Raw genomic sequence first — 24,657 nt, 5'->3', positions numbered from 1 at the left:
CGCCGTCGGCAGGCCGCAGATAATCCATGCGCAAATCCAGCGTGGCGATGGGGGTCAACTCCTGAGCCTCTGCAAACACCGCCAGCCCACAGGCTGAGTCCGCCAGCGAATACAGTATGCTGGTACAGATTTCTTCGCGGTCATCGTCGTCCGCGAACATCCACGGCTGTGGGGAGAGGCCTATGCTAGCCTGGTTGTCCTCCACACGGACGACCTTCATACCCAGATCCCTGCCGTGGGGCACTTGTTCGGTGAAATGCCACGCAGTCTCTACGGCGTCACTGTGCTGAAACCTGTTTGACTCAATCATCGGATCTGCGCGGCCTGCTCGCCCTCTCGCATAGGTGTGACAGTACCAGTGACCGGGAACAGTGCTTGTCCATAGGTAATCGCCATATCGTTTTTCTTCGGTGATTAAAAAGTCGCTGCCCGATTTTGGTTGGTTAACCAACTAAAAGTCAAGAGCACGCTGACGCAAATGGCGGCTACCCGCGGAATGGCGTACCATCAGCGCGAAGGGTCTGGTAGCAGCCGCTCTGATGAACATGCACTGGCCAGTGGAGGAGATATTAAAACTATGGTGAACAGGCAGGTCCCACCTATACGCAAGCTGGACGATCAGGGCCATGTTTTGTCCAATGCGGCCCGGCTTTTTCGTGAGAAAGGCTTCGAGAAGACGTCTCTCAAGGAGATTGCCGAGGCTTGTGACATGCTACCGGGGAGCCTTTACTACCTTACAGCACCAAAGAAGCACTCCTTGTCGAGCTGATGCGACGGGGAGTCGACCTGGTGACAGCAGAGGTCGAAATGGCGCTAACCAGCTCGGATGATCCGGTGGAGAGACTGCGTCTCTGTATCAATGCGCATCTGCATGCTTTATTGGTTGATTCGGACACGGTTTACGTACTGTTGTTTGAGTGGCGTGCGCTAGGCCCAGAGGCACGAGAGGAAATCATCGAACTGCGGGATCAGTACGAGTCCCTTTGGGCCGGTATCCTAGAAACGATGATGGAACAAGGCGTAATTCAGAAAGGTGTTGATGAACGCCTACTTCGCCTGATCGGCCTTGGGGCGCTCAACTGGGTTGCAACGTGGTTCGATCCGAAGGGTGCCTATACACTCGATGCCATTGGCGATTTTATCTGGCAAATTACAATCGATGGTGTGATCAGTCAGGATGCGCAAGCATCGGCTACAAGCAACCTTTCAGGCTTTTGACAGTTGGCCGTCTTAATGTTGCCTAAGGTTTTAGACACTGAGATCAAAAACCCCACGTTGCTGAAACGGTCCCGAAAGAAAAGGCATTTTTATTTGTTTCATCCTGGCTCGTCGTTGCCCTTAACATTATTGCCAGATTGAACCCTGGCGCGTGCCAGCCAATACCTATGCCGGCCACTCCGATCAGTAGGCGCTGATCATAATCATAGCGACCTGATTGCTCTTCCAGGTAGCTGTAGGGTATGACTTCAATGCCCATCCCTACAAAGGACGCCCATCCGGGGGCGGGTGAATTCAGGGACCCCGGCAAACCTATAGTAGACGAGGCTCCGGCATAATCCGGAATGAAATTCGCGGGGAGGTTCGTGCCGATTCGCCATGAAACGCCCAATTCCGCGCTGCTGATAAAATTTGACAGCTTGCCGCCAGCCATCCATGCCATTTCCTGGGAAAGACTGTTGGCCATATTCTTGCGGAAAAGTTTGCGGGCATGAAAGGTGTGAACCTCTCCAATCACATCGGTGCCGAGCTGGTTATCCCAGCCTTTTGGCCTGGTGCTGCCGGTAAACTTATGGACCCAGGTCTGGATTGCCTTAGCACCGGAATCTGGACCGACAAAACCAATGGCCAGGCCAAAGCCGGTCAGTGATCTTGCATTCCAGCTCCACAATGTTCCAGAAGCGGAGAGATAACCCGTATAGGGAAGATCCTCGAAAATAGGGCCGGTGGCCTGGATATTCTCTGGAGTAACCATGAACTGTGACAGGCTGAAGGTCACCGTATGGGCGTTGCTCGTTCGACCGATGACGGGCAACCAGTCCAAGCGCTCCTTGGCCGTGTGAGCCAAGCATGCTTCACAGTCACCATCATTTTCAGTGGTTGCCCCCAAGTAGGTCAGTCTGAGGCCGTTCGTATACCCTTTATCTGTGCCTGTCAGCAGATCGTTATCCCAGGCAATGCTCAGCCCCCCGGGGCTTGCTCCAGCAATCGACGGAATGAGTAAACATATAAGAAATATCAACTTCAAAACAGGTTGTTCCTGTTTGGGATAGGTTTTTTAGCAAAAGACGCCAACTTTAAAACGCGACCGGCGATGGGCCGGTCGCTTGAGCGTCAGATGGACTATTGGGTGGCGGACTGAGGTTGTTGCTTCCCGCGCTTTGACTGTAGCCAGTCACCACTATCTTCAATCAGACGATAAAATAGGGGCACGAAAAACAGCGCCAGCGTGCTGGCCGCTACCATACCACCCACGACCACAGTGCCAATTTCCTGCCGGCTGGCAGCACCGGCACCGCTGCTGAAGGCAAGCGGCAACGAACCCACAATGAACGTCAGGGCGGTCATCATGATGGCGCGAAAACGCTGGCGTGCTGCGGCACTTGCCGCCTCAATAGAGCTCATTCCGGTGCGACGGTTCTGGGCCGCAAACTCGACAATCAGTATCGCGTTCTTGGCCGCAAGCCCAATCAGTACCAACAGGCCCACCTGAAAATAGATATCGTTGGGGAAACCGCGCAACAGCGAAGCCGCGGCAGCGCCGAAGACGCCAAACGGTACCGCCGTAGCGACAGCTAGCGGGAGCCCCAACCGCTCATACTGGGCTGCCAGTATTAAGAACACCAACAGCAAACCCAGGCCGAAGGCCACACCGCCAGCCCCGCCGGCATTTTCCAGCTGGTACGCCTCACCGATCCAGCCCAGCAGGCTGTTCTGATCCAGAGTCTCCTCGCCCACTTCCTGCAGTGCTGCAAGGGCATCACCGGTAGTGTAGCCAGGCCCGGGATTGGCCAGCAGTTTTGCAGCCGGATAGACGTTGAAGCGGTTGAGAATGTCAGGTCCGCTGGTCCGTTCCATGGTGACCAGCGAACTCAGCGGGATCATCTCGTTGTACTCTGAGTGCACAAACACCTTACGCAAGTCATCTGGCTGACTGCGGAACTCACCCTCGGATTGCAGATTGACCTGCCAGTTACGACCTTCCAGCGTGAAGTCGTTGACGTAAAGGGCTCCGAATGTACTCTGCATGGTCGAGAAGATCTGGTCGATCGGCACCCCGGAGGCTTCCGCCTTCTGACGGTCGACACTGGCTCTATAACGCGGAATCCCGGTATCCAGAGTCACCCGCACGTTACTCAGTTCGGGACGCTCATTTGCGGCCCGAGTCAGCCGGTCTGCCATTGCTTTAATCTCATTAGGCGTGCGGCCACCACGAGCCTGAATATAGCCCTCTACGCCACCGGTCGTGGACAGCCCCTGAATCGGTGGCGGGGTAAAGGCTATCACGTTGGCTTCCTTGATTTTCGCGCCGAGGCCCATGATTTTGCCAGCCACACTGGCCGCATCTTCTCCCGGGCCGGTACGCTCGGACCAGTCCTCCAACGTCACAAACGCAACCCCGGCATTGGAGCGAAGCGCACTGGAGATAATGTCGAAACCGGCGAAGGAGACTACATCACTGACTTCCTCCAAAGCCAGTATGTTCTCTGTCAAGTCGTCGCGCATCGCCTCCGTGCGGTCGAGAGACGATACTGGCGGCAATGAGGGCGCCACCAGCACAAAGCCCTGATCCTCTTGCGGCACCAGACCGGACGCCATGGTGTTAAGCATAAAAAGCGTGCCGCCAATCATGGCAGCAAACAGAAGCACTCCGACCACGGCATGATGAAGCAGCCAATCCACGATCTTCACAAAACCGTTGGTGAGCTTCTGAAAGCCGGCGTCAAACCAGCGGAACAGGGCAGGCTGCGTCTTGGTCGGCCCGCCCAGCAGCATGGCGCACATGGCAGGCGTCAGGGTCAGCGCAACAACACCGGAAATAATAACAGACACGGCAATGGTCACCGCAAACTGACGGTACAGTTCACCGGTCAGCCCCCCGAGAAATGCCACTGGCGCGAATACGGCCACCAGCACCAGAGTAGAAGAGACGACAGCGCCCGAGACTTGTTTGACCGTCTCCACAGCGGCCTTGTGGGCTGACATTCCTTCCTCCTTCATCAGCCGCTCGGCGTTCTCCATAATGAGAATGGCATTATCCACCACCACCCCGATGGCCAGAATCAACCCGAACAGCGTCAGCAGGTTGATGGAAAAGCCGAAGGCCAGCATGCCCGCAAAGGTGCCTACCAGTGACACCGGGATGGCCACCAGCGGGATCAGTGTGGCTTTGAGGTGCTGCAAAAACAGGAAGGTCACCAGCACCACCAGAGCGATGGCGATCATGAACGTCGAAACAACTTCCTGAATGGAGATGTCGATGAATCGGGTGGTGTCATAGGGGATGCTGTATTCGAGCCCTTGCGGGAAGCGGCTGGAGATTTCCCGCATGGCCTGTTCGACCTCGGCGGCGGCATCCAGCGCGTTAGCTCCCGGTTGCAGATAAACCCCCATTGGCACTGCGGTTTCGCCATTGTAGTTGGCGCTGAAATCGTAGCTCTGCGAGCCCAGTTCGGCCCGGGCCACATCGCCCAGACGCAGAGCGGCGCCGTCTTCGTTGCTGCGCAGGATGACCTGTTCAAACTCTTCCGGCGTGGTCAGGCGGCCAGGCGTGGTAACGGTATATGTGAAGGCTTGTCCTTCCGGCGCCGGCTGCGCACCGAGTCGACCTGCTGCGTATTGGGCATTCTGGCTTTGCAGGGCTCGTTGAATATCCGACGGCGTCAGCTCGTACTGAGCCATCTTGTCGGGGCGCAGCCAGATACGCATGGAATAATCCTGGGCACCGAACAGAGAGGCGTCGCCAATTCCCGGAAGGCGAACCAGCTCATCCAGCACGTTGAGCAGGGCATAATTACTGATCTCCACCTCGTTCATGGAGCCATCAGAGGACGACAGGGTCACGACTTGTAGAATCGAGGTTGAGCGTGCTTCAACGTTCAGGCCCTGATTTCTAACCTGTTGGGGCAGCTGAGCGAGAGCCTGCTGAACGCGGTTGTTGACGTTAATGGTGGCCTGGTCCGGATCGGTACCGATATCGAAGGAGACAGTGACCCGAAAGGTGCCGGAGTCGGTGCTGTTGGACTCCAGATAGATCATATTGTCGACGCCATTGATTTCCTGCTCCAGTGGCGCCAAAACTGAATCAGCCAGCACCTCGGCACTGGCACCGGGGAAAGAACCCTCAACCTGCACCTGAGGTGGGACCACGTCGGGGTACTGCTCTACCGGCAGACCGAAAATGGCGGAAGCTCCACCGAGGGTAATAATAATGGAAATGACCGAAGCAAAAATCGGCCGGTCTATGAAAAAGCGCAACATTAGTCAGCCTCCCCTGCGTCGGAGACCTGTTCATCCACTTCCACGTTGGTGCCGTCCTGAAGCCTAACGTGTCCGTTAACTACCAATCTTTCGCCGCTTTCCAGACCCGCCAGAAGCACCTGCCGACCATCCACCACAGGCCCGAGCTGCACAGGGCGGGCAACAGCCTTGTTGTCTACCACAACGTAGACTTGCGCACCTTCCGGACCTTCGCTGATGACGTCTTCAGGTACGGTGACCACGTCCTCCAGCTCCTGCAGTGTGACCCGGACCCGCACGAACTGACCCGGGATCAACTGACCCTCGGAGTTGGGAAACACCGCCCGCGCCGAAACACTGCCGGTACGCGAATCCAGCGTACTGGCGGTGAAGTCCACTTCACCCTCCTGCTCATAGATGCTGCCGTCCGAACGGATCAGCATGGCGGGGATGCTCGTCTGCTCGCCATCGCCGGCCATGGCTTGCCTGGCCTTACGCTGGATGCTGGCATCGTCCTCGGGAAGGGCGAAGCGCACGTGGATCGGATCCTGCTGGACGATGCTCGTGAGCAATGTACCCACCTCCACCAGGCTGCCCTCGGGCAGATCCTCAAGGCTGGTCACACCGGATACCGGCGCTTCGACGTCGGTGTAACCCAGATCCAGTTCCGCTTGGGTCAGGGCTGCCTGAGCCACCGCCAGATTTGCTTCGGCCAGTTCACGCTCCGACCTGGCCGTATCCCGATCGCGTTCACTCACCGCGTTACGCTCATAAAGCGAGGCGATGCGATTCCATTCCCGTTCGGCCTGGCGCAACTCGGCTTCTGCCACACGTTTCTGCGCCTCAGCGCTCTGAACGGCAGCCTCGGAAGGGCGTGGATCAATCCGGAATAAAGGTGCCCCTTCTTCCACAATCTGACCCTCATCGTACAAACGCTTTTCCAGAATACCCTGAACCCGCGCCCGTACTTCCACCTCCCGCGCGCCTCTGGCCCGGCCGGCATAATCCTGTCTGACCTTCACGTCGCGGGTCTCAACCGCCTCCACAGACACAGTTGGTGCCGGCTGACCACGCCCCCCTTGTCCGCCATTACTGGGCTCTTCACTACTGCTGCATGCCGCCAGCCCGAAAAACAGCATGAATAGCACCGGTCGCCAAATCAGGCTGGGTGGGTACGTTTTTACAGAACGTGAGCACATGAGGGAGGTCTCCTGACATTGTGTATCTGAAAAGAATCTGCGCTTAAGATCGCAAAACAATACATTCATACATGGATGTATGCAAAAACTTTTGGCATTATGGTGCTTGAAATTTGGGGAGCAGACAGATACCTCCCTCTCGAGGACACAGATATGGCCCGCAAAACGAAAGCAGAAGCAGAAGCCACACGCCAAGCTATTCTCGATGCAGCTGAGCAGATCTTTATTGCAAAAGGGGTCGCCCATGCGTCACTGGAAGAGATCGCCCGCACCGCGCAGGTTACTAGGGGGGCCGTCTACTGGCACTTTCGTAACAAGTCTGATCTGTTTGACGCCATGCTGGAGCGGGTTCGGTTACCCTTGACCGAAATGGCGGAAAATGTCACCAGTGAGACATCCCTCTGCCTGGAAGACCTCAGACAATTGTGTTTGTTTGCTCTGAAAACCCTCGCCGAAGACCAGCGACATTTTCAGGTGTACAAGATTCTGTTCCATCACACCGAATCGGATCGCAGTCTGCGCACCCAGAATGAACTGGCCAGTGTCGCCATTGACAACATAACCTTTTTTTTCGAACACAACCCGCACCATGCTTCACTAACGCCTCGGCAGGCTGCCCGGTCTCTGCACACTCAAATGCTCGGGATCTACTATGACTGGCTCAGAAACCCTGAAGCCTACGATCTGCGCGACGAAGCTGAGAGTCTGGTGAACACCATTTTCAGGGGTATATGCCGCTGAACTTAACAACCCTCCTCGGAGAAGATGTGATGAAAAGAAACCGCCTGCTACTCGGGCTTCTGGCCATGCTGTCGGCCCAGCACGTGCTAGCCACGAATCTGATCGAAACCTATGAGAAAGCGCTTTCCTACGACTCTGGTATCGCCGAGGCCCGCGCCACCCTGGAAGCCGAACAGGCCAACATCAACGTGGTCCGCTCGGGGTTGCTGCCCCAGATCAACGCCTTTGGCGATGCCCAGCACATCGATTCGAACCCGGACAACGCCGACAACGACTCCTACAAGGCCTACAGCTACGGCGTCGAGTTAACCCAGCCGCTGTTCCGCGCCGACGCCTGGTTTGATTTCGAGACCAGCCAGATCCAGAGCAAGGCCGCCCGGGCCCAGTACAACCTGGCCCAGCAGCAGCTGATCCTGACCGTCGCCGAGGACTATTTTAACGTCTTGCGCGCCGCGGATGCCTTGACCACCGCCCGTGCCACTGAGACCGCCATCCGCCGGCAGTACGATCAGGCCCAGGAGCGTTACGACGTCGGTCTGATCGCCATCACCGAGGTCTATGAGGCACGCGCCAGCTACGACGACTCGAAAAGCCGGCGCATTGCTGCAGAGAGTGATCTGGACATTGCCCGCGAGGAGCTGGCCCGGCTCACCGGCGAATACACCGAACAACTGGACAACCTGCGGCAGGAATTCCCCCTGGCGCGGCCGCAGCCGATGAACCCCAACGACTGGGAGGCCATTGCCCTGGGCCAGAACTGGCAGATCCAGACTGCCTTGTTTCAGCTCGATGCCAGTGAATCCACGCTAAAAAGCGCCCGGGCCGGGCATTACCCGACGCTGAACTTGAGCGCCTCCTACGGCCAGACGGAAATCGACGGGCTGGGCTTTGGTGGCGCCAGCGGCACCCCCGGCAGTGGCGGCGCTACCCGTGCCGGCGACGGCACCACCACCGAGGGGGTGATTGCGCTGCGCCTAAACGTTCCGCTGTACCTGGGCGGGGGCACACAGGCCTCCGTGCGTCAGCAGCGTTCGCTGGTAACGGCAGCGGATGAAGCCCTGCACACGGTTCGTCGGGATGTGCGGGTCAACACCCGCACTTTGTTTCGCCAGGTCAACACCAATATCGAGTCCGCTTCGGCGCTGGAACAGACCATTGTCTCCCGGCGCAGCGCTTTGGACGCCACCCGGGCCGGTTATGAGGTCGGCACCCGTAATATCGTCGAAGTGCTGGACGCCGAGCGGGACTACTACGAGGCGCTGCAGAACTACGCCAACGCCCGCTACGACTACGTTATCAACACCCTCACCCTAAAACAGTCCGCTGGCACCCTGAGTCCGCAGGACCTGATGGATTTGAACCGTTGGATCAGTCCCTCTGCTCCGGGTATTGAGGCTCTCGCCGAAAACGATGAAACCATTGCGGATCCGACGGAGAACTGAATGATGCTTTTAAGAGTTTTATGGAAAAGTGCCGTAACCTCGACTCTGTTCCTGACCTCTGCTGTGACTCTGGCGAACGGTCAGTGGCATGATGCAATGACCGGCGCTGACTGGGATGGCAGTATTGGTGTGGGGGCATTCTATGCCCCGGACTATCTTGGTAGCGACGACTACGAAACCCGCGTTGATTTGTACCGCAGAATGGCATGATTCGGGGCATTGCCGTTTATCATCGGATTAACGGAGAGTGTCTAGTCATAGTCCTTGACGACGACAAAGCAAGATTCAATGCGCCAGCAAAAGGCCAATCACGCCGACGGCACTTATAACCACGGGACAAGGAACCTTTAACCATTCTACAGGACTGCGTATGAGTAGTGTCCATGAAACCGCATACCCACGATTGAAAGCAGACGTCTCTGAACAGGAACTGGCGGAAATCTATACACCCAGCGCAATGGAACGATCCTTCGCCAGAAAGCACGGCGATACCCAGGAGCAAAGCGCGCCCGTCTTCGGGTTGGCCTACCTGTTGGGTATCAACCTGATGCCCCGAATCCGTCATCTGAAGCAGTTGGTTATCCGCGGCGAGATTCCAAAGGTTCCTGCAACGCTGGAGGGCCAGGGCTTTTTCGAGCAAGGGGAGTTGCGATACTGGTCTATGTGCCAGAACGAATTATACTCCCAGGCCGTGAAAGAGTGCATGTTCGACGAGCAGGTAACCATCAACCCAGACAGTTTCTATACCATCGTCAGCAGTCTGCCAGAGAATCGCCCCGAGAACGCCAATGCCGCTTTTCTGATTATGAGGTTTATGCTGCCGGCTACTGATTTTGAACAGACTGTTCAGAATACCAGTGTTGCTGGCGACGAAGCGTCGGTTATGGGTGAGTATCAGCCGAAAGCGACCTACATGAATCGGCCTGAGTTCGAAGCTTTGGGCTGCGAGCCATACGCGTCTCTGCCCTTCGGGCAGTTGTAGGCGCTTCGTACGAAAGGTAAACCTGATCCAATTGCCATTCGGTGGAGCACTGATGTTCCGCAAGCATCTTCGAGAAATCGATTGTGATTGTGGAACATACGCCACTCCAAGAAAACGATCTCTTGTTTCACACGTTGAATGCCCAACTGCACAAGACGTCAGAACCGAAAAATTCTGTGCCGAGCCTGTCTTCTGTCGGAAAACTAAATGTTCGCTTTTGTTTAAAAGTGGACTTATTGAGCGGCCCAAGCTAGGCCGGAAACCGCTCCCGGGTTTGGTTGGCAATTCGAACGAGAACTAGCATCAACGGAACCTCAACCAGAACACCCACCACCGTTGCCAATGCCGCCCCCGACTGAAGGCCGAACAGTGCAATGGCTGCCGCGACTGCCAACTCGAAAAAGTTACTGGCACCAATCATGGCGCCAGGTGCTGCGATGCAGTGGCGGACTTTCCACAATCGTGCCCAGCCATAGGCAAGGAAAAAGATCAGGAATGTTTGCAGTATCAGTGGCACGGCGATCAGCACGATGTGTAGGGGGTTGTTCAGGATCACTTCACCCTGAAACGCGAACAACAATATAAGCGTGACGATCAGTGCTGCCGGCGTGATTGGGCCAAGGCGCTTCATAAACACATCGTCGTACCAGTGCTGACCGCGGCGAGCAACGAGGACGCGGCGGGTGAGATAGCCGGCAGTCAGCGGAATCACAATGTACAGCACCACGGAGAGAATGACCGTATCCCAGGGCACTTGAATGTCGGAAATGCCCAGCAGGAAAACCACGATGGGCGCGAAGGCAAAGAGCATGATGATGTCGTTCAGGGACACTTGAACGAGGGTATAGGCGGCATCGCCTTTGGTGAGATAACTCCAGACAAACACCATGGCGGTGCAGGGTGCCGCGCCCAGAAGGATCGCACCGGCCAGATATTCACTGGCTAACTGGGGGGCAATCAGCGGCTCAAACACCACCATCAGGAAGAACCACGCGATGGCGAACATGGTGAACGGTTTGATCAGCCAGTTCACGAAGGTGGTGATGGCCAGGCCTTTTGGTTCCTTTCGGACCCCTACAACGGCACTGAAATCAATCTGCGCCATCATCGGGAAAATCATGGCCCAGATCAGGATAGCGATGGGAATGGATACCTGGGCGTATTCAAAGCGCGCCAAGGTCTCTGGCACTACGGGCGCCAGTTGCCCCAGGGCCACACCGGTGACGATTGCCAGAGCCACCCAGACCGACAGGTATTTCCCGAAAAGGTCCATGCCGCCGCCGGTGTCGTCTGTTGTGGCTTCCACATTGCTACTCATGGCTTATCTCTCACATGGATCGTTGGTTGACTCGTTTTGATACGGCCTCGGCACTCTCCACCCGTTCGGAATAGCGATCCGTCAGATAGTCGCTGCGGTCCCGGATCAGCAGGGTGAATTTAACCAGTTCCTCCATCACATCCACGATGCGGTTGTAATAGGGTGAGGGCATCATTCGGTCGTTGTCATCGAATTCGGTAAACGCCTTGGGTACCGACGATTGGTTGGGAATCGTCACCATCCGCATCCAGCGACCCAGCACACGCAACTGGTTCACTGCATTGAATGACTGGGAGCCGCCACACACCTGCATTACCGCCAGGGTTTTGCCCTGGGTCGGGCGTACGCCGCCGATGGACAGGGGAAGCCAGTCGATCTGGGTCTTCATGATGCCGGTCATGGCACCGTGGCGCTCCGGGGAACACCACACCATACCTTCCGACCATTGGGCCAGCTCCCGCAATTCCTGAACCTTGGGGTGGGACGCGTCTTCGGCATCGGCGAGGGGCAGGCCCCGGGGGTCGAATACGCGGGTTTCCGAGCCCATGGCTTCCAGCAACCGGGCGGCTTCCTCAATGGCTAACCGGCTGAATGAGCGCTCCCGCAGTGAGCCATACAGCAACAGTATCTTTGGGAGGTGTGAAGAAGGGGTTGTTGCAAAAACCCGCTCCTTAGTGGGGTTGCTGAATTGATCCGGGTCGATATTAGGGAGGTCGTGGGTGCTCATTGTTATAGAGGGGTCCTTTACTCGTTAAAATCTTCCGGATATTATGCATTAAAATAGATATGCATAAAAACGAATATATGAGAATTTGCATATGAAGAGACGCGTTTTGTTCGTCTGTACCGCCAACAGCGCCCGATCATTGATGGCGGAAGCCTTGCTACGGGAACTGGCCGGCGACCAGTTTGAAGTGGCGAGCGCCGGCACGGAGCCTGACAACCCCCACCCAATGGCGCTTCAGGTACTCTCGGAGGCGGGCTTTTCCGTGGATGGCTTGCAGAGTAAACCCCTGGTGAGCCTTGAGAGCGAACATTGGGATTATGTGATCACCCTTTGTGAAAAGGCCGCCAATGAATGCGGCAATGTCTGTCAGCCTGCCCAACAGATCGCCTGGGACTTTCCGGATCCGGTGCCGAGCGGGCGCCATGCCACTTTCGCGCTGACCCTCAAGGAAATCCGCGAGCGCATTGGTCTGTTTACTCTGGTGCACAAGAAAGAAACCGGTATGAAGCCGGTAGATTTTGACCCGGTTGCGATATTCAAAGCGTTGGGTGAGGAGCTTCGCCTGGCTGCGCTGATGCTGGTTCGGCACCAGAAGAAGCTGTGCGTTTGCGAACTGACCGCCGCCCTTGATATTTCCCAGCCCAAGGCCAGTCGGCACCTGGCTACCTTGCGGGAGGCGGGTCTGCTGGAAGCGGAGCGTCGGGGGCAGTGGATGTACTATTCCCTGAATCCCCGGATGCCGCAGTGGCTGTCGCGGGTTCTGAATGAAACGGCCGAGAGCAATCCTGGGCTGATTATTTCGGAACTTGAGCGCCTTTCTTCCATGCCCGACAGGCCGGTTATGCGGTGCATTTAATGGGCAACGTTTTCTGGAGTACATCATGAGCAAGATCAAAGTCGGAATAAATGGATTCGGCCGAATCGGTCGTCTGGCTCTACGGGCAGCCTGGCATTGGCCGGAGATGGAGTTTGTAGCGATCAACGATCCGGGCGCCGATGCCGAGACGCTGGCGCATTTGCTGAATTTCGACAGTATTCATGGCCGCTGGGCCCATGAAGCGGGCGTTGACGGTTCGCAGATGGTCATCGGCGATCAGCGTATCCGCGTAACCCAAAACAAAACGATTGAGGAAACTGACTGGTCGGGCTGTGATCTGGTAATTGAAGCCAGTGGCAAGATGAAAAAGGTGGACGTGCTACAGGCGTACCTCGATCAGGGCGTAAAGCGCGTGGTAGTGACCGCTCCGGTGAAAGAGGCGGGGGCCAAAAACATTGTGGTGGGCGTGAATGATGGCATCTTTGACCCGGCCAATGACCGTATCGTCACTGCCGCTTCCTGCACCACCAATTGTCTGGCCCCGGTGGTGAAGGTCATCCACGAGAAGCTGGGCATCAAACACGGTTCCATCACGACGATCCATAGCCTGACCAATACCCAGACCATCATCGATGCGCCCCATAAGGATCTACGTCGGGCCCGTGCCTGTGGCAGTTCCCTGATTCCGACGAGCACTGGTTCCGCCACCGCGATTATCGAGATCTTCCCGGAACTGAAGGGCCGTCTGGATGGTCATGCTGTTCGGGTGCCACTGACGAATGCCTCGCTGACGGATTGCGTATTTGAAGTGGAAACGCCCACGGATCGCGATACCGTAAACCAGTTGCTGAAAGAGGCTGCGGAGGGTGAGCTCAAAGGCATCCTGGGCTATGAAGAGCGCCCGCTGGTGTCGATCGATTACAAGACCGATCCACGCTCGTCCATTGTGGATGCGCTTTCCACCATGGTGGTCAATGGCACCCAGGTAAAAATCTACGCCTGGTACGACAACGAGTGGGGCTACGCCAACCGCACCGCCGAACTGGCACGCTGGGTCGGTTCTGCCTGATATGACCTCCGCCATCCGACAGTACCTGGTCATCACCGGCAACTACTGGGCGTTTACTTTGACTGACGGGGCCCTGCGGATGCTGGTGGTGTTGCACTTCCATCAGCTTGGCTATTCACCGCTGGAAATCGCCCTGCTGTTCATCTTTTACGAATTTTTCGGGGTGGTGACCAACCTGGTGGGTGGCTATCTGGGTGCCCGCATGGGGCTGAACCGGACCATGAATATCGGGCTGTTCCTGCAGATCGCAGCCCTGGCCATGCTGTCGGTGCCCGCGGCCATGCTCACGGTGCCCTGGGTGATGGCGGCGCAGGCGCTGTCCGGCATTGCCAAGGATCTGAACAAGATGTCTGCCAAGAGCGGCATCAAGATGCTGGTGCCGGATGGGCAGCAGGGCACGTTGTATAAGTGGGTGGCCATCCTTACCGGCTCCAAGAATACCCTCAAGGGGGTGGGCTTCTTCCTTGGTGGTGCATTGTTGATGGCAGCCGGCTTCCAGGGCGCGGTTGTTGCGATGGCCATAGCGCTGGGCGTGGTTTGGCTGGCGAGCCTCTTCCTGCTTAAGGAGGAGCTGGGCAAGAGTAAGGCGAAGCCCAAGTTTACCGAGATACTGTCCAAAAGCCGTGCGATCAACGTGCTGTCTGCCGCTCGGATGTTCCTGTTTGGCGCCCGGGATGTGTGGTTTGTGGTGGCGCTGCCGGTATACCTGCACACGGTGTTCGGCTGGGATTTCTGGAAAGTGGGCGGGTTCATGGCCACCTGGGTGATCGGTTACGGCTTTATTCAGACCATTGCGCCACGCATTACCGGGAATATGGAAAGCAAACAACCTGCGGTGCTCTGGGCGACGGCCCTGGCGCTGATGCCCGCGGCTATCGCGACTGGTCTGATGGTGGGCTGGATGCCCCAGGTGGTGGTTATCGGTGGCCTGTTTTTGTTCGGTGTGCTGTTTGCCATCAATTCCTCGCTGCACAGTTACCTGATCGTCAGCTACGCGCGAGGCGACGGTGTCTCACTGGATGTGGGCTTCTACTATATGTCGAATGCTGCCGGCCGCCTGCTGGGAACAGTCCTGTCAGGCTGGGTGTACCAGGCTTACGGGCTGGAAGCCTGCTTGTGGATATCCGCCGGGCTGGTGGCGGTAGCAGCACTGCTTTCGGTGCTGCTACCGGAGAAGCGACCAGTTGCCGCCGTCTGATCAAGCGGTTTGGTCGGGTACTTCACGGATGCGGCCATGTTCGTCGATGGCCACGTAAATGAAGAGACCTTCGGTCACCTTGCGTGGGGCTTTGGCCGTTCGGTCCAGGGTCCAGACTTCAATGTTGATCTTCATGGAGCTGCGCCCCACCTCCACCAACTCACCGTAGCAGCCAACCTGAGACCCCACCCGCAACGGTGAAAGAAACTCCATCCTGTCCATCGCCACAGTGGCGTTGCGGCCTTGGGAAATCCGGCCCGCGAGCGTTGCGGCGGCAATGTCCATCTGTTTGACCAGCCAGCCGGCAAATACATCGCCGTTGGGGTTGGTGTCGGAGGGCAGGGGAATCACCTGGATTACCAGTTCGCCCCGGGGCGTGGGTTTGTCGTCATCAAGCGCCGTCATGGATTCAACCTTATCAGTACCGAATTGTTTTAGTACCCCGCATGTTAGCGGCCTGCGCGGCGTCTGCAAGAGAAATTGAATGTCGTGCTCTATATTTCAACGGCTGTAACAAAGTTGTCACAGACTGCCTTTACTGTTCACTCATCGGTGAAGCAAACCCGTACATAAAGTCAAAAGTGACAAATGGAGACTCAACGTGATCAAACTCAGAACAGCCCTTACAACCGTAGCACTGGCAGGCAGCATTGCCGCTGTGTCTTCTCCGGCTATGGCTCGCGATACCATCAGCATCGTCGGTTCTTCTACTGTTTACCCGTTCGCGACGGTTGTGGCTGAACGTTTCGGTTCTTCTACAGACTTCCCGACTCCAAAGCTTGAGTCTACTGGTTCTGGCGGCGGCCTGAAGCTGTTCTGCACCGGTATCGGTACCCAGCATCCGGACATCACCAATGCATCACGTCGCATGAAGACCTCCGAGTACGATCTTTGCCAGAAAAATGGTGTCAAAGACATCACCGAATTCCGCATCGGTTCCGACGGCATTGTGATTGCCAGCTCGCAGAAAGCGGATAACCTGGACATCACCCTTGAACAGCTGTTTCTGGCCCTGGGCAAGCAAGTACCTTCACCGAACGACGAGACCAAGCTGATAGACAACCCGTACGAGAAGTGGAATGACATCGATTCCAGCCTGCCAAACGTTGCCATCCGTGTGATGGGGCCTCCCCCAACGTCCGGTACCCGTGATTCCTTCAACGAGTTGGCCCTTCAGGGTGGCTGTGAAGATCTGCCTGCGGTTGCCAGCATGAGCGAAGACGACATGGAAGGCGTGTGTCAGAGCGTTCGTGAAGATGGCGCGTTTATCGAAGCCGGCGAGAACGACAACCTGATCGTTCAGAAACTGATCGACGACAAAGGCCTTTACGGCGTATTTGGCTACAGCTTCCTGGAAGAGAACGCTGACCGCTTGCAGGCTGCGACCCTTAACGGCAAGGTTCCAACGGCTGAAGCGATTGCCGCAGACGAGTATCCGGTTGCCCGTTCACTGTTCTTCTACGTGAAGAAAGCCCACGTTGGCGTGGTTCCGGGTATCGCAGAGTACGCCGAGTTCTTTGCAAGTCCGAGTGCCATGGGCCAGAACGGCTACCTGAAAGACGTTGGCCTGATCGTTCCGCCGCGCGATGCGCTGATGAAGCTTCAGGACAAGGCATCCAAAATGCCTAACCTGGCCAAGGAAGAGCTGATGTAAGCCAGTCAACACCGTGTTGACGGACAAGGGTGCGGGTCTTTGAAAGGCGCGCACCCTTTTGCACGTCTGGAAAGCAGCAAGTGCGAGCTGTTTTCCGAATGATTACACTTGTGGTTCTTTTTAGTTTGTTACGGGAATATTCATGCAACCGGCCAACCTGCTTTTACTGACCATCGTGCTTGCGATGGTTGCCTACGGCTTGGGCTATGCCCGATCGCGGTCACTCGCGATGCCGATGGGAGGCATTCGTCATCTCAAGTCCCTGCCGTTCTATTATGGGGCGCGAGCGGCTTTGTGGTGCGGTATCCCCGCGCTGCTTGTGCTTGGGCTCTGGGCTGCGTTTCAGGGAAAGGTGATCCAGACTCTGATTATTGGCTCCTTACCCCAGGAAATGCTGCCGGCATCCGAAGGCGAAGCGAGCCTTCTATTGAGCAAAATCAGTAACGTGGCCAGTGGTAGTCTGCCTCCGGGATTTGCGGAAGCGCCAATTGTCGAAGCCGCGGAGCGGTTGAAAGTTCTGCGGGAACAAGGCCGGATGTTTATGACCGCCTTGGTCGTGTCTGTGTCCGTGTTGGCAGGGTTCCTGGGGTGGCTCAGGGTTCGTCCGGCATTAAACGCCCAAACACAGGTTGAGTCGATCCTGAAATGGCTGTTTTTCGCCTGTGCCGCCCTGGCGATTCTGACCACCATCGGGATCATTTTCTCCGTCGCATTTGAAACTTTCCGGTTCTTCCAGAAAATCCCGTTCACCGAGTTTATCTTTGGCTCCCAGTGGAGCCCGCAAACCGCATTGCGAGCGGATCAAGTGGCGGCCCAGGGTGCCTTTGGCATGATCCCGCTGTTCACCGGCACACTGCTGATTTCGGCCATTGCCATGCTGGTTGCGGTGCCGGTGGGGTTGCTGTCGGCGATTTATCTCTCGGAATACGCCAATAAGAACGTCCGCGGTGTGGTCAAGCCGTTGCTTGAGATGCTGGCGGGTATCCCGACGGTGGTTTACGGCTTCTTTGCGGCACTTACCGTAGCGCCGTTTATCAGTAACTTCGCGGCTTCGCTGGGTATTGATGCCTCGTCCCAGAGTGCGCTTGCTGCTGGCGGGGTCATGGGCATCATGATCATTCCGTTTGTGTCTTCACTGTCGGACGACGTCATCAACGCGGTACCGCAAACCCTGCGTGATGGCTCTCTGGCTCTGGGTGCTACCCAGTCGGAAACGATGAAGAAGGTAATTTTTCCGGCGGCTCTGCCCGGCATTATGGGTGGGATACTGCTGGCCGTTTCGCGGGCCATTGGTGAAACCATGATTGTGGTTATGGCTGCGGGCCTGGCGGCAAACCTGACGGCCAATCCGTTGGAAACCGTCACCACGGTTACCGTACAGATTGTCACCCTGCTGACCGGCGACCAGGAATTTGACAGCGCCAAGACCCTGGCGGCTTTTGCCCTCGGCGCGATGCTCTTCCTCGCTACCCTGCTGCTGAATGTGGTGGCCCTGAAAATCGTTCGCAAATATCGGGAACAGTATGACTGATCAACGTTCACAGGCGGAGATCGTCCGCCAGTCACTCAAGCGGCGTTACCGCAAGGAGCGCCGGTTCCGGGCTTACGGCATACTGGCGATTGCGATTGCGCTTTCTGCCCTGGTGGTGCTGTTCGTCGACATTATTGGTAAAGGCTATACCGGCTTCACCAAAACCACCATTACCATGGAAGTCGAGCTTGATGGTGGCATGATGTATCTGGATGACGCCACGGACAAACAGCAGATAAAAATGGCCGACTTCGTGGAGCCATTGTTGCAGGCGCTGATCAAACAGGTGCCGGGCGCGTCGGAAGAGAATAGGGATGCCGTTCGTAATCTGCTTAACCCATACGCGTCGAATGAGTTGCGTGACATGCTCCAGCAGAACCCCGAGTGGCTTGGTACCACCCGAACGCTGACCGTTCTGGCTCACACCGACGTGGATGTCTACGTAAAGCATGCAGGTGACGACGCCTATTCCATCAAGCTCAGTGATCGGCAACAGCGTTGGGTGGATCAACTGGTGGAAAAAGAGGTTGTGCAGACATCTTTCAACGATGTGTTCTTTAGCAGCGGCGATTCCCGTGATCCATCCCGCGCAGGCATTCTCGGGGCTATCGTCGGGTCCTTGCTGACCATGCTGGTGACTCTGGCTCTTTCGTTCCCTATCGGGGTTGCGGCTGCCATTTACCTGGAAGAGTTTGCACCTCAAAACAGGCTCACGGATTTCATTGAAGTAAACATCAATAACCTGGCTGCAGTGCCGTCGATTATCTTCGGTTTGCTGGGCCTGGCGGTGTTCATCAATCTGTTCGGCATGCCCAGATCGGTTCCGGTGGTGGGCGGTCTCGTACTGACGTTGATGACCCTGCCAACCATCATCATTTCCAGCCGGGCGGCCATTAAGAGTGTACCGCCTTCAATCAGAGAAGCTGCGGAAGGCATTGGTGCCTCCAAAATGCAGGTGGTGCTGCACCATGTATTGCCGCTGGCCATGCCGGGAATGTTGACCGGTTCCATCATCGGCATGGCGCAGGCACTGGGCGAGACCGCTCCACTGTTGCTGATTGGTATGGTGGCGTTCATTGTTGATGTTCCAGACGGCTTTTTCGATTCGGCGACCGTGCTCCCGGTTCAGGTTTTCCTGTGGGCGGGCAGCCCGGAGCTTGCCTTTATAGAACGTGCGTCAGCAGCCATCATGGTGTTGCTGGCATTCCTGGTTAGCATGAACGCACTGGCCATCTGGCTTCGTAAGCGCCTTGAGCGTCGGTGGTAAGGAGATAAGCGATGAATACGATGAACCCAACGATTACCAAAGAAGCCGATCATCAAGAGGTTGAAGCGGTTGCTCCGGTGCGGGAACAGCCCGAGGAAACGATTATTGAGGAAGGCAAAACGGTGGGAGAGCCTTTTGCCGACAATGCCAAATTCAAGCTTCGCGATGTCAATGTTTCCTACGGTGATACCCGGGCGATCAAGAACATCAGCTTGGATGTGGCGAAGAACGAGGTTATCGCCTTTATCGGCCCATCAGGGTGCGGCAAGTCTACCTTCCTGAGGTGCCTCAACCGGATGAACGACAGCATTGAAATCTGCAAGGTGACGGGGTCACTGCAGCTGGACGATCAGGACATCTATGACCGTCGTCGGGACGTTGTCGAATTGCGTGCGCGGGTGGGTATGGTGTTCCAGAAGCCAAACCCGTTCCCCAAGTCCATCTATGACAACGTGGCCTATGGCCCACGGATTCATGGCCTGGCCAATCGAAAATCCGATCTTGATGACATTGTCGAGAACAGCCTGCGTAAGGCTGGCCTTTGGAATGAGGTCAAAGATCGAATGGATGCGACGGCTACTGGAATGTCCGGTGGTCAGCAGCAGCGCCTCTGCATTGCGCGCGCCATTGCTGTTAGCCCAGAGGTCATTCTGATGGACGAGCCTTGCTCCGCGCTGGATCCCATCGCAACCGCGAGGGTCGAAGAACTGATGACGGAAATGTCCGAGAGCTACACCATCGTGATCGTTACCCACTCGATGCAGCAGGCAGCCCGGGTATCGAATCGAACGGCGTATTTCCACCTGGGGCACCTGGTGGAAGTGAATGAGACCAGCAAGGTGTTTACGTCGCCCGAGCACGAACTTACCGAATCCTATATCACCGGCCGTTTCGGTTAATGCCGGTATTGTTGAACACTGGAGAACACAGTCATGCCAGATAAAAAGGACGATGTTTACGGCGATCATATTTCGCACAAGTTCAATGACGAACTGATGGCTCTGAAGAGCGAGTTCCTCGAGATGGGTGGCCTGGTGGAGTCTCAGGTTGACCGTGCGATTACCGCACTGGTGGATAACGATGGCCACCTGGCGGACGACGTTCGGGCTACCGACAAGAAAGTCGACCAGATGGAAGTGGAGCTCGACGAGGAAGCGACGCTGATCATTGCGCGCCGCCAGCCCACTGCTCGTGACCTGCGATTGGTGATTTCGGTGATCAAAATGGTGGCGGACCTGGAGCGGGTGGGTGACGAGGCGAAGAAAATCGCCAAGTTCGCTATCAAGCTGTCAGAGGAAGGTCAGGCGCCTCGTGGCTACGTCGAAGTACGTCACATTGGCAATCATGTTCTTAGTATGTTGCACGACGCCCTGGACGCCTTCGCCCGTCTCGACTCGGAGCAGGCGCTTCGGATCATGAAAGAGGACAAGCGCGTTGACGAGGAATACCAGGCGGCCACGCGAACGTTGCTGACGTTCATGATGGAAGACACCCGCAACATTTCCCGCTGCATGTCGGTGATGTGGATTCTCCGCGCCCTGGAGCGGGTGGGGGATCATGCCTGCAACATTGCCGAGAATGTGATCTTCATGGTCAAAGGCGAGGATGTTCGGCATACGCCCGTTGAGGAAGCCGAAAAAGTCGTTGGTCGCTGAAGCTTAGGCGGTCTGAATTTGGTGGCAGGGCCGGTGGGCGGTACGGCTTTCCGGGACACGCTCAAGCCGTCCATGGGCGCTTAGCTTTCGCCATCCATGGCGAAAGATAGATCCCGGAAAGCCGTACCGCCCACCGGCCTATCAAGCTTTGAGCTGGCCTCGGCAACAACTACCTAAAACCATCAGGCCTGCTTCATTCTGTCGGTATACGGCGGCCAACCGAGGGGCTTGCCGGCCAGCAGGTGCAGGTGGATGTGGAATACCGTCTGGCCGGAGTTTTCTCCGCAGTTCATCACGGTCCGGTAGCCGTCATCCGAAAATCCCATCTCCTTCGCCAGTTTGGCTGCCACCCAATACAAATGGCCGAAAAGCTCGCGGTCGCCTTCTTCCATGTCGTTGATCGTTGCGATTTCCTTCTTCGGAATGATCAGCAGGTGTACCGGTGCCTGCGGATTGATGTCCTTGAAGGCCAGGCTGATGTCGTCTTCGTAAACGATGTCCGCCGGAATTTCCCGGTTCATGATCTTGGTGAAAATGGTTTCCGCCATGATGATTCCCTGTTGGTGAGTTGAGGATTTTGAATTGGCTTAGAGGTGCTTCATCCCCGGTAGCCGCTCCGCCAGTTGGCGAATTAGCGGGGGCAGTTCGTCGTCGATACCCATAGCGTATTTGGCCACCCGGTTTCTGGCAAATGGCATCGCTTTCGCGGCGCCCAGGCCCAGATTGCGTAATAGGTGCAGCGGCGGCGTGCGGTTGCTGAACAGATGGTAGAACACATCCATCGCCATCATCATGCGGCGGTTGGCCGGGCGGCGTTGTTGCTCGTATTTGGCCAGCCACGCCGGATCGGCCAGGTCGCGGCCGGCGCGTTTGGCCTCGCGGATGACGGACTGCAGGCAGTGGGCGTCCTGGAAACCCAGGTTGACGCCCTGGCCTGCCAGTGGATTGATAGTGTGAGCGGCGTCGCCTGCCAGTACCACGCGATTATTTACGTAAGTTTGGGCGTGCTGGCGGGCAATCGGGAAGCTGGCTTTGGCTTCAATGTGTGTCAGCAGAGGCAATTCCGGCGGGAAGGCGTTCTGTATCTCCGCCATTAATGCACGGTCGTCCAGCGATTTCAGGTGCGCTAGTTGCTCCGGCGAGTCGTACCACACGAGGGATGCCCAGCTTTCGCCATTGCCAGCGGAATGCAGCGGCAGGAATGCGCGGGGGCCTGACGGGTAGAATCCTTGCCAGGTGATGTCCTCAACCGCGCCCTGGTAGCGAACCGAGATGACCATTGCCTGTTGCTGGTACTGGTCCCGGGTTATGCCGATGCCCGCCAGTTCCCGGACACCGGAGGCGGCGCCATCGGCACCCACTACCAGCTGACACTCAAGTTCGATGCCGTCCTCCAGGGTCACAGCGGCGTGGTGGTCGCCGTTATCGAGATGGCTGACGGCGTTGTTGGGAAACAGGGTAACTGAGGCCAGAGACGCGGCACCGCTCCACAACGCCTGCTGGGTAACGCGATTCTCCACGATATGCCCCAGGTGTCGGGCGGACAGGTTGCTGGCGTCAAACACCACATCAGCGACTTTGCGGGGTAGTAGGCTGCTGAGTGGGTGGCGGGTCTCGTCCCATACCGCCAGTCGGGCGTAGGGCGTGGCACGCATGGCGAGAATGCCGGGCCAGACGTCAAGTTCGCTGAGATAGCGTTCACTGCCGGCGCTCAGGGCTGACACACGGATGTCGGGAGGCTGTGAGGCATCAAACTCGGGGGCGGAGCTGCGGTCAACCAGGGCCACGCGGAAGCCACTGCGGCCAAGTCCGGTCGCGAGGGCGGCACCGACCATGCCGGCACCGACTATCACAATATCAAAGGCTTGAGTCATAACGGGTTCCTGTCTGGTACGCCCAGTTTACGCGATGGGCGCATTCAGACAAGCCGTCCGAATCAGGCCTCGGCCGGTTTTTGGTGTCAGTAACCGGCCAGGTTGGCGGTGGAGCTGCCGGTCAGGGACTCTGCCCTGCGGGGACGGCCTTTGAGCCAGGCTGGCTTTTGCGCACCGGGTTTTACAAATCCCTGCTCCAGCACCATCGGATGCACCAGCTCGAGGAAGTCTGACGTCTTCATGTGGATGGATTCGGTGTGGCTGCCTGCGGCAAAGGCCAGTTCCGGTTGCCGGGTCAGAGCCTCTGCGCAATAAACGGACATATCGAACAGGTTGCCGAATGGCGGCATGGCGCCCACTTCGCACTCGGGAAAGCGGTCCTGGAATTCCTGTTCGTCCGCGAGGTCAACAAAGTCAGTATCGAGAATTCGTGTCAGACGGTCCCAGCGGATGCGCCAGGTGGCTGGCATCACCAGCATCGCCATCTTGCCATCCAGTTCGATAATGACGGTTTTCACCACCCGGTCGCCAGCAATCTTGACGTGGTGGGCGAGTTGCTGGGCAGTGAACGCAGGGGGGTGAGACAGGCACATGTACTCCGCGCCTGCCTGGTCGAGGTATTCCTTCAACTGCTGTACCGGCATAGTGACAACCTCCTACCAGCAATGACAGCGGTACTGGAACCGGCGGTTTCTCGTTGCACCGGTTCCGGTGACTGGCGGTGAAACCGCTGTTGCGACTGCACCGCCATTACTGGTCAGCTTAGTTGAGGTTGTACAGAATGCGAGTAACAGTGTGTGTTAATGAGATACCAATCATTCTGATTTGTAGACATGCACATCCCGCTGCGGGAATGGAATGGTAATGCCCTCCGCATCGAACGCTTTCTTCACTTTTTCGTGCATGTCCCAGTAGTACGGCCAGAGGTCATCGGTGGCCACCCAGGCACGGAACATCAGGTTAACGGAGTTGTCGCCAAGACTGCCCACGCAGATACGTGGTTCAGGGTCCTTAAGTGAACGTTCGTCTTCGTCGAACAGCCGCTTGAGGATGGCCTTGGCCTTGTCGATGTCGTCGTCGTAGTGAATACCGAAGGTCATGTCGCAGCGGCGTGTACCGTAGATGCTAACGTTCACCAGGGTGGCATTGGAGAGGCTGCCATTGGGAATGACGATGCGGCGGTTATCAAAGGTGTTCACCACAGTGTATAGAATCTGGATCTCTGCAACAGCGCCCAGATAGCCCTGGGCTTCGATGGTGTCACCCACCTTGAACGGCTTGAAGATCAGAATTAGCACTCCGCCGGCAAAGTTGGCCAAGCTGCCCTGGAGCGCGAGGCCGATGGCCAGGCCAGCAGCACCAATAACTGCGATGAAGGACGTCGTCGCGATGCCGATCATCGACGCGACGGAGATCAGCAACATGACCTTGAAGATGGCGCTTATCAGGCCACACAGGAATTTGTTGAGTGTCGGGTCTTTTGCGCCCAGCTTTTTATCGAGAATGCCGATACAACGGTTGATCAGCCAGAGGCCGAGTACCAGCGTGATGATAGCCAGGACGAACTTTGGGGCGTAGGTCATGACCAACGCGAGTGCCTGGTCCCATAGCTCTGAGGCATTAATGTCGGTTCCCAGAAGATCTTCCATTCAGTGACTCCTTGTTCGGTAGTAGTGGCTTTTTGTTTGAAATCTGACAGGGACAACGGCTGTTCAATTGAGATTTG

General features: G+C 56.8%; 24 protein-coding genes and 1 pseudogene. 14 read left to right on the top strand and 11 right to left on the bottom strand.

Features of this window, described 5'->3' with window-relative positions:
* A partial coding sequence (locus tag AC0B60_RS11100) for a PaaI family thioesterase (protein ID WP_465085857.1) occupies positions 1-310 on the bottom strand: 310 nt, incomplete at its 3' end.
* Positions 311-577: 267 nt separating this feature from the next.
* Here AC0B60_RS11100 and AC0B60_RS11095 point away from each other — a divergent pair.
* Entirely contained in the window at positions 578-769 is a 192-nt protein-coding gene (locus AC0B60_RS11095; protein ID WP_465085856.1) for a helix-turn-helix domain-containing protein, read from the top strand.
* A 20-nt stretch (positions 770-789) separates the two neighbouring features.
* A complete protein-coding gene (locus AC0B60_RS11090) occupies positions 790-1,218 on the top strand; it encodes a TetR/AcrR family transcriptional regulator C-terminal domain-containing protein (protein WP_465085855.1) in 429 nt (142 codons plus the stop codon).
* A gap of 43 nt (positions 1,219-1,261) precedes the next feature.
* Here AC0B60_RS11090 and AC0B60_RS11085 read toward each other — a convergent pair whose 3' ends face one another.
* From AC0B60_RS11085 to AC0B60_RS11075, 3 genes are all read right to left on the bottom strand, one after another.
* Positions 1,262-2,245, bottom strand: coding sequence for a lipid A deacylase LpxR family protein (locus AC0B60_RS11085; RefSeq protein WP_465085854.1), 984 nt, complete (start codon positions 2,243-2,245; stop codon positions 1,262-1,264).
* A gap of 95 nt (positions 2,246-2,340) precedes the next feature.
* Positions 2,341-5,478 (bottom strand): efflux RND transporter permease subunit, encoded by a 3,138-nt coding sequence (locus tag AC0B60_RS11080; RefSeq protein ID WP_465085853.1) that lies wholly within the window; start codon positions 5,476-5,478, stop codon positions 2,341-2,343.
* Entirely contained in the window at positions 5,478-6,656 is a 1,179-nt protein-coding gene (locus tag AC0B60_RS11075) for an efflux RND transporter periplasmic adaptor subunit (RefSeq protein WP_465085852.1), read from the bottom strand. Before AC0B60_RS11075 ends, AC0B60_RS11080 begins: the two co-directional genes overlap by 1 nt.
* Before the next feature lie 153 nt (positions 6,657-6,809).
* Between AC0B60_RS11075 and AC0B60_RS11070 the strand changes: the two genes are divergently transcribed.
* The 4 genes and pseudogenes from AC0B60_RS11070 to AC0B60_RS11055 all read left to right on the top strand — a co-directional run.
* Positions 6,810-7,397 (top strand): TetR family transcriptional regulator, encoded by a 588-nt coding sequence (locus AC0B60_RS11070; protein WP_465085851.1) that lies wholly within the window; start codon positions 6,810-6,812, stop codon positions 7,395-7,397.
* A 29-nt stretch (positions 7,398-7,426) separates the two neighbouring features.
* Complete coding sequence (locus AC0B60_RS11065; RefSeq protein ID WP_465085850.1) at positions 7,427-8,839, top strand: TolC family outer membrane protein; 1,413 nt, start codon at positions 7,427-7,429, stop codon at positions 8,837-8,839.
* Positions 8,840-9,049, top strand: coding sequence for a hypothetical protein (locus AC0B60_RS11060; protein ID WP_465085849.1), 210 nt, complete (start codon positions 8,840-8,842; stop codon positions 9,047-9,049). It begins immediately after the preceding gene.
* A gap of 271 nt (positions 9,050-9,320) precedes the next feature.
* Positions 9,321-9,419 (top strand): annotated as a pseudogene (locus AC0B60_RS11055) (Tn3 family transposase); the annotation flags it as partial.
* 652 nt (positions 9,420-10,071) lie between these two features.
* Here the strand turns inward: AC0B60_RS11055 and arsB are convergent.
* Together arsB and arsH are read right to left on the bottom strand one after the other, a co-directional pair.
* Complete coding sequence (gene arsB / locus AC0B60_RS11050; protein WP_465085848.1) at positions 10,072-11,139, bottom strand: ACR3 family arsenite efflux transporter; 1,068 nt, start codon at positions 11,137-11,139, stop codon at positions 10,072-10,074.
* A gap of 10 nt (positions 11,140-11,149) precedes the next feature.
* Entirely contained in the window at positions 11,150-11,866 is a 717-nt protein-coding gene (gene arsH / locus AC0B60_RS11045; RefSeq protein ID WP_465085847.1) for an arsenical resistance protein ArsH, read from the bottom strand.
* Between the two features lie 91 nt (positions 11,867-11,957).
* On the opposite strand from arsH, the gene AC0B60_RS11040 reads away from it, so the two are divergent.
* From AC0B60_RS11040 to arsJ, 3 genes are read left to right on the top strand one after another with little or no spacing between them, the layout of a single operon-like run.
* A complete protein-coding gene (locus AC0B60_RS11040; RefSeq protein WP_465085846.1) occupies positions 11,958-12,722 on the top strand; it encodes a metalloregulator ArsR/SmtB family transcription factor in 765 nt (254 codons plus the stop codon).
* A 25-nt stretch (positions 12,723-12,747) separates the two neighbouring features.
* Positions 12,748-13,752, top strand: coding sequence for an ArsJ-associated glyceraldehyde-3-phosphate dehydrogenase (locus AC0B60_RS11035; RefSeq protein ID WP_465085845.1), 1,005 nt, complete (start codon positions 12,748-12,750; stop codon positions 13,750-13,752).
* Position 13,753: 1 nt separating this feature from the next.
* The gene (gene arsJ, locus AC0B60_RS11030) at positions 13,754-14,950 is read left to right on the top strand and encodes an organoarsenical effux MFS transporter ArsJ (RefSeq protein WP_465085844.1); all 1,197 of its coding nucleotides are present in this window, start codon (positions 13,754-13,756) and stop codon (positions 14,948-14,950) included.
* On the opposite strand, the gene AC0B60_RS11025 is transcribed toward arsJ, so the two are convergent.
* Positions 14,951-15,355, bottom strand: a complete 405-nt coding sequence (locus AC0B60_RS11025) for an acyl-CoA thioesterase (RefSeq protein ID WP_465085843.1) — start codon at positions 15,353-15,355, stop codon at positions 14,951-14,953.
* 196 nt (positions 15,356-15,551) lie between these two features.
* Here AC0B60_RS11025 and AC0B60_RS11020 point away from each other — a divergent pair, with 196 nt between their 5' ends.
* The 5 genes from AC0B60_RS11020 (at position 15,552) to phoU (ending at position 21,057) form a co-directional block, all read left to right on the top strand.
* Positions 15,552-16,604, top strand: coding sequence for a substrate-binding domain-containing protein (locus tag AC0B60_RS11020; protein ID WP_465085842.1), 1,053 nt, complete (start codon positions 15,552-15,554; stop codon positions 16,602-16,604).
* Between the two features lie 142 nt (positions 16,605-16,746).
* Positions 16,747-18,135: a phosphate ABC transporter permease subunit PstC gene (gene pstC / locus AC0B60_RS11015; protein WP_465085841.1), complete on the top strand. Its 1,389-nt coding sequence runs from the start codon at positions 16,747-16,749 to the stop codon at positions 18,133-18,135.
* Positions 18,128-19,402 carry a phosphate ABC transporter permease PstA gene (gene pstA, locus AC0B60_RS11010; RefSeq protein ID WP_465085840.1) on the top strand — a complete coding sequence of 425 codons (1,275 nt, stop codon included), beginning with the start codon at positions 18,128-18,130 and terminating at the stop codon, positions 19,400-19,402. The genes pstC and pstA overlap by 8 nt, the downstream gene beginning before the upstream one ends.
* An 11-nt stretch (positions 19,403-19,413) precedes the next feature.
* A complete protein-coding gene (gene pstB / locus AC0B60_RS11005; protein ID WP_465085839.1) occupies positions 19,414-20,301 on the top strand; it encodes a phosphate ABC transporter ATP-binding protein PstB in 888 nt (295 codons plus the stop codon).
* Positions 20,302-20,334: 33 nt separating this feature from the next.
* Positions 20,335-21,057, top strand: a complete 723-nt coding sequence (gene phoU / locus AC0B60_RS11000; RefSeq protein WP_465085838.1) for a phosphate signaling complex protein PhoU — start codon at positions 20,335-20,337, stop codon at positions 21,055-21,057.
* 182 nt (positions 21,058-21,239) lie between these two features.
* On the opposite strand, the gene AC0B60_RS10995 is transcribed toward phoU, so the two are convergent.
* From AC0B60_RS10995 to AC0B60_RS10980, 4 genes are all read right to left on the bottom strand, one after another.
* Positions 21,240-21,605, bottom strand: a complete 366-nt coding sequence (locus AC0B60_RS10995; protein ID WP_465085837.1) for a histidine triad nucleotide-binding protein — start codon at positions 21,603-21,605, stop codon at positions 21,240-21,242.
* A 39-nt stretch (positions 21,606-21,644) separates the two neighbouring features.
* Positions 21,645-22,931, bottom strand: a complete 1,287-nt coding sequence (locus AC0B60_RS10990; protein WP_465085836.1) for an FAD-dependent monooxygenase — start codon at positions 22,929-22,931, stop codon at positions 21,645-21,647.
* A gap of 86 nt (positions 22,932-23,017) precedes the next feature.
* Positions 23,018-23,575, bottom strand: a complete 558-nt coding sequence (locus AC0B60_RS10985) for an aminoacyl-tRNA deacylase (RefSeq protein WP_465085835.1) — start codon at positions 23,573-23,575, stop codon at positions 23,018-23,020.
* Between the two features lie 171 nt (positions 23,576-23,746).
* Positions 23,747-24,580 carry a mechanosensitive ion channel family protein gene (locus tag AC0B60_RS10980; RefSeq protein WP_465085834.1) on the bottom strand — a complete coding sequence of 278 codons (834 nt, stop codon included), beginning with the start codon at positions 24,578-24,580 and terminating at the stop codon, positions 23,747-23,749.
* Positions 24,581-24,657 lie beyond the last annotated feature (77 nt).

The sequence above is a fragment of the Marinobacter sp. V34 genome (assembly GCF_055524115.1).
Note: the sequence above shows the minus strand (reverse complement) of the source record. Positions and strands in the feature narration are given on the sequence as shown.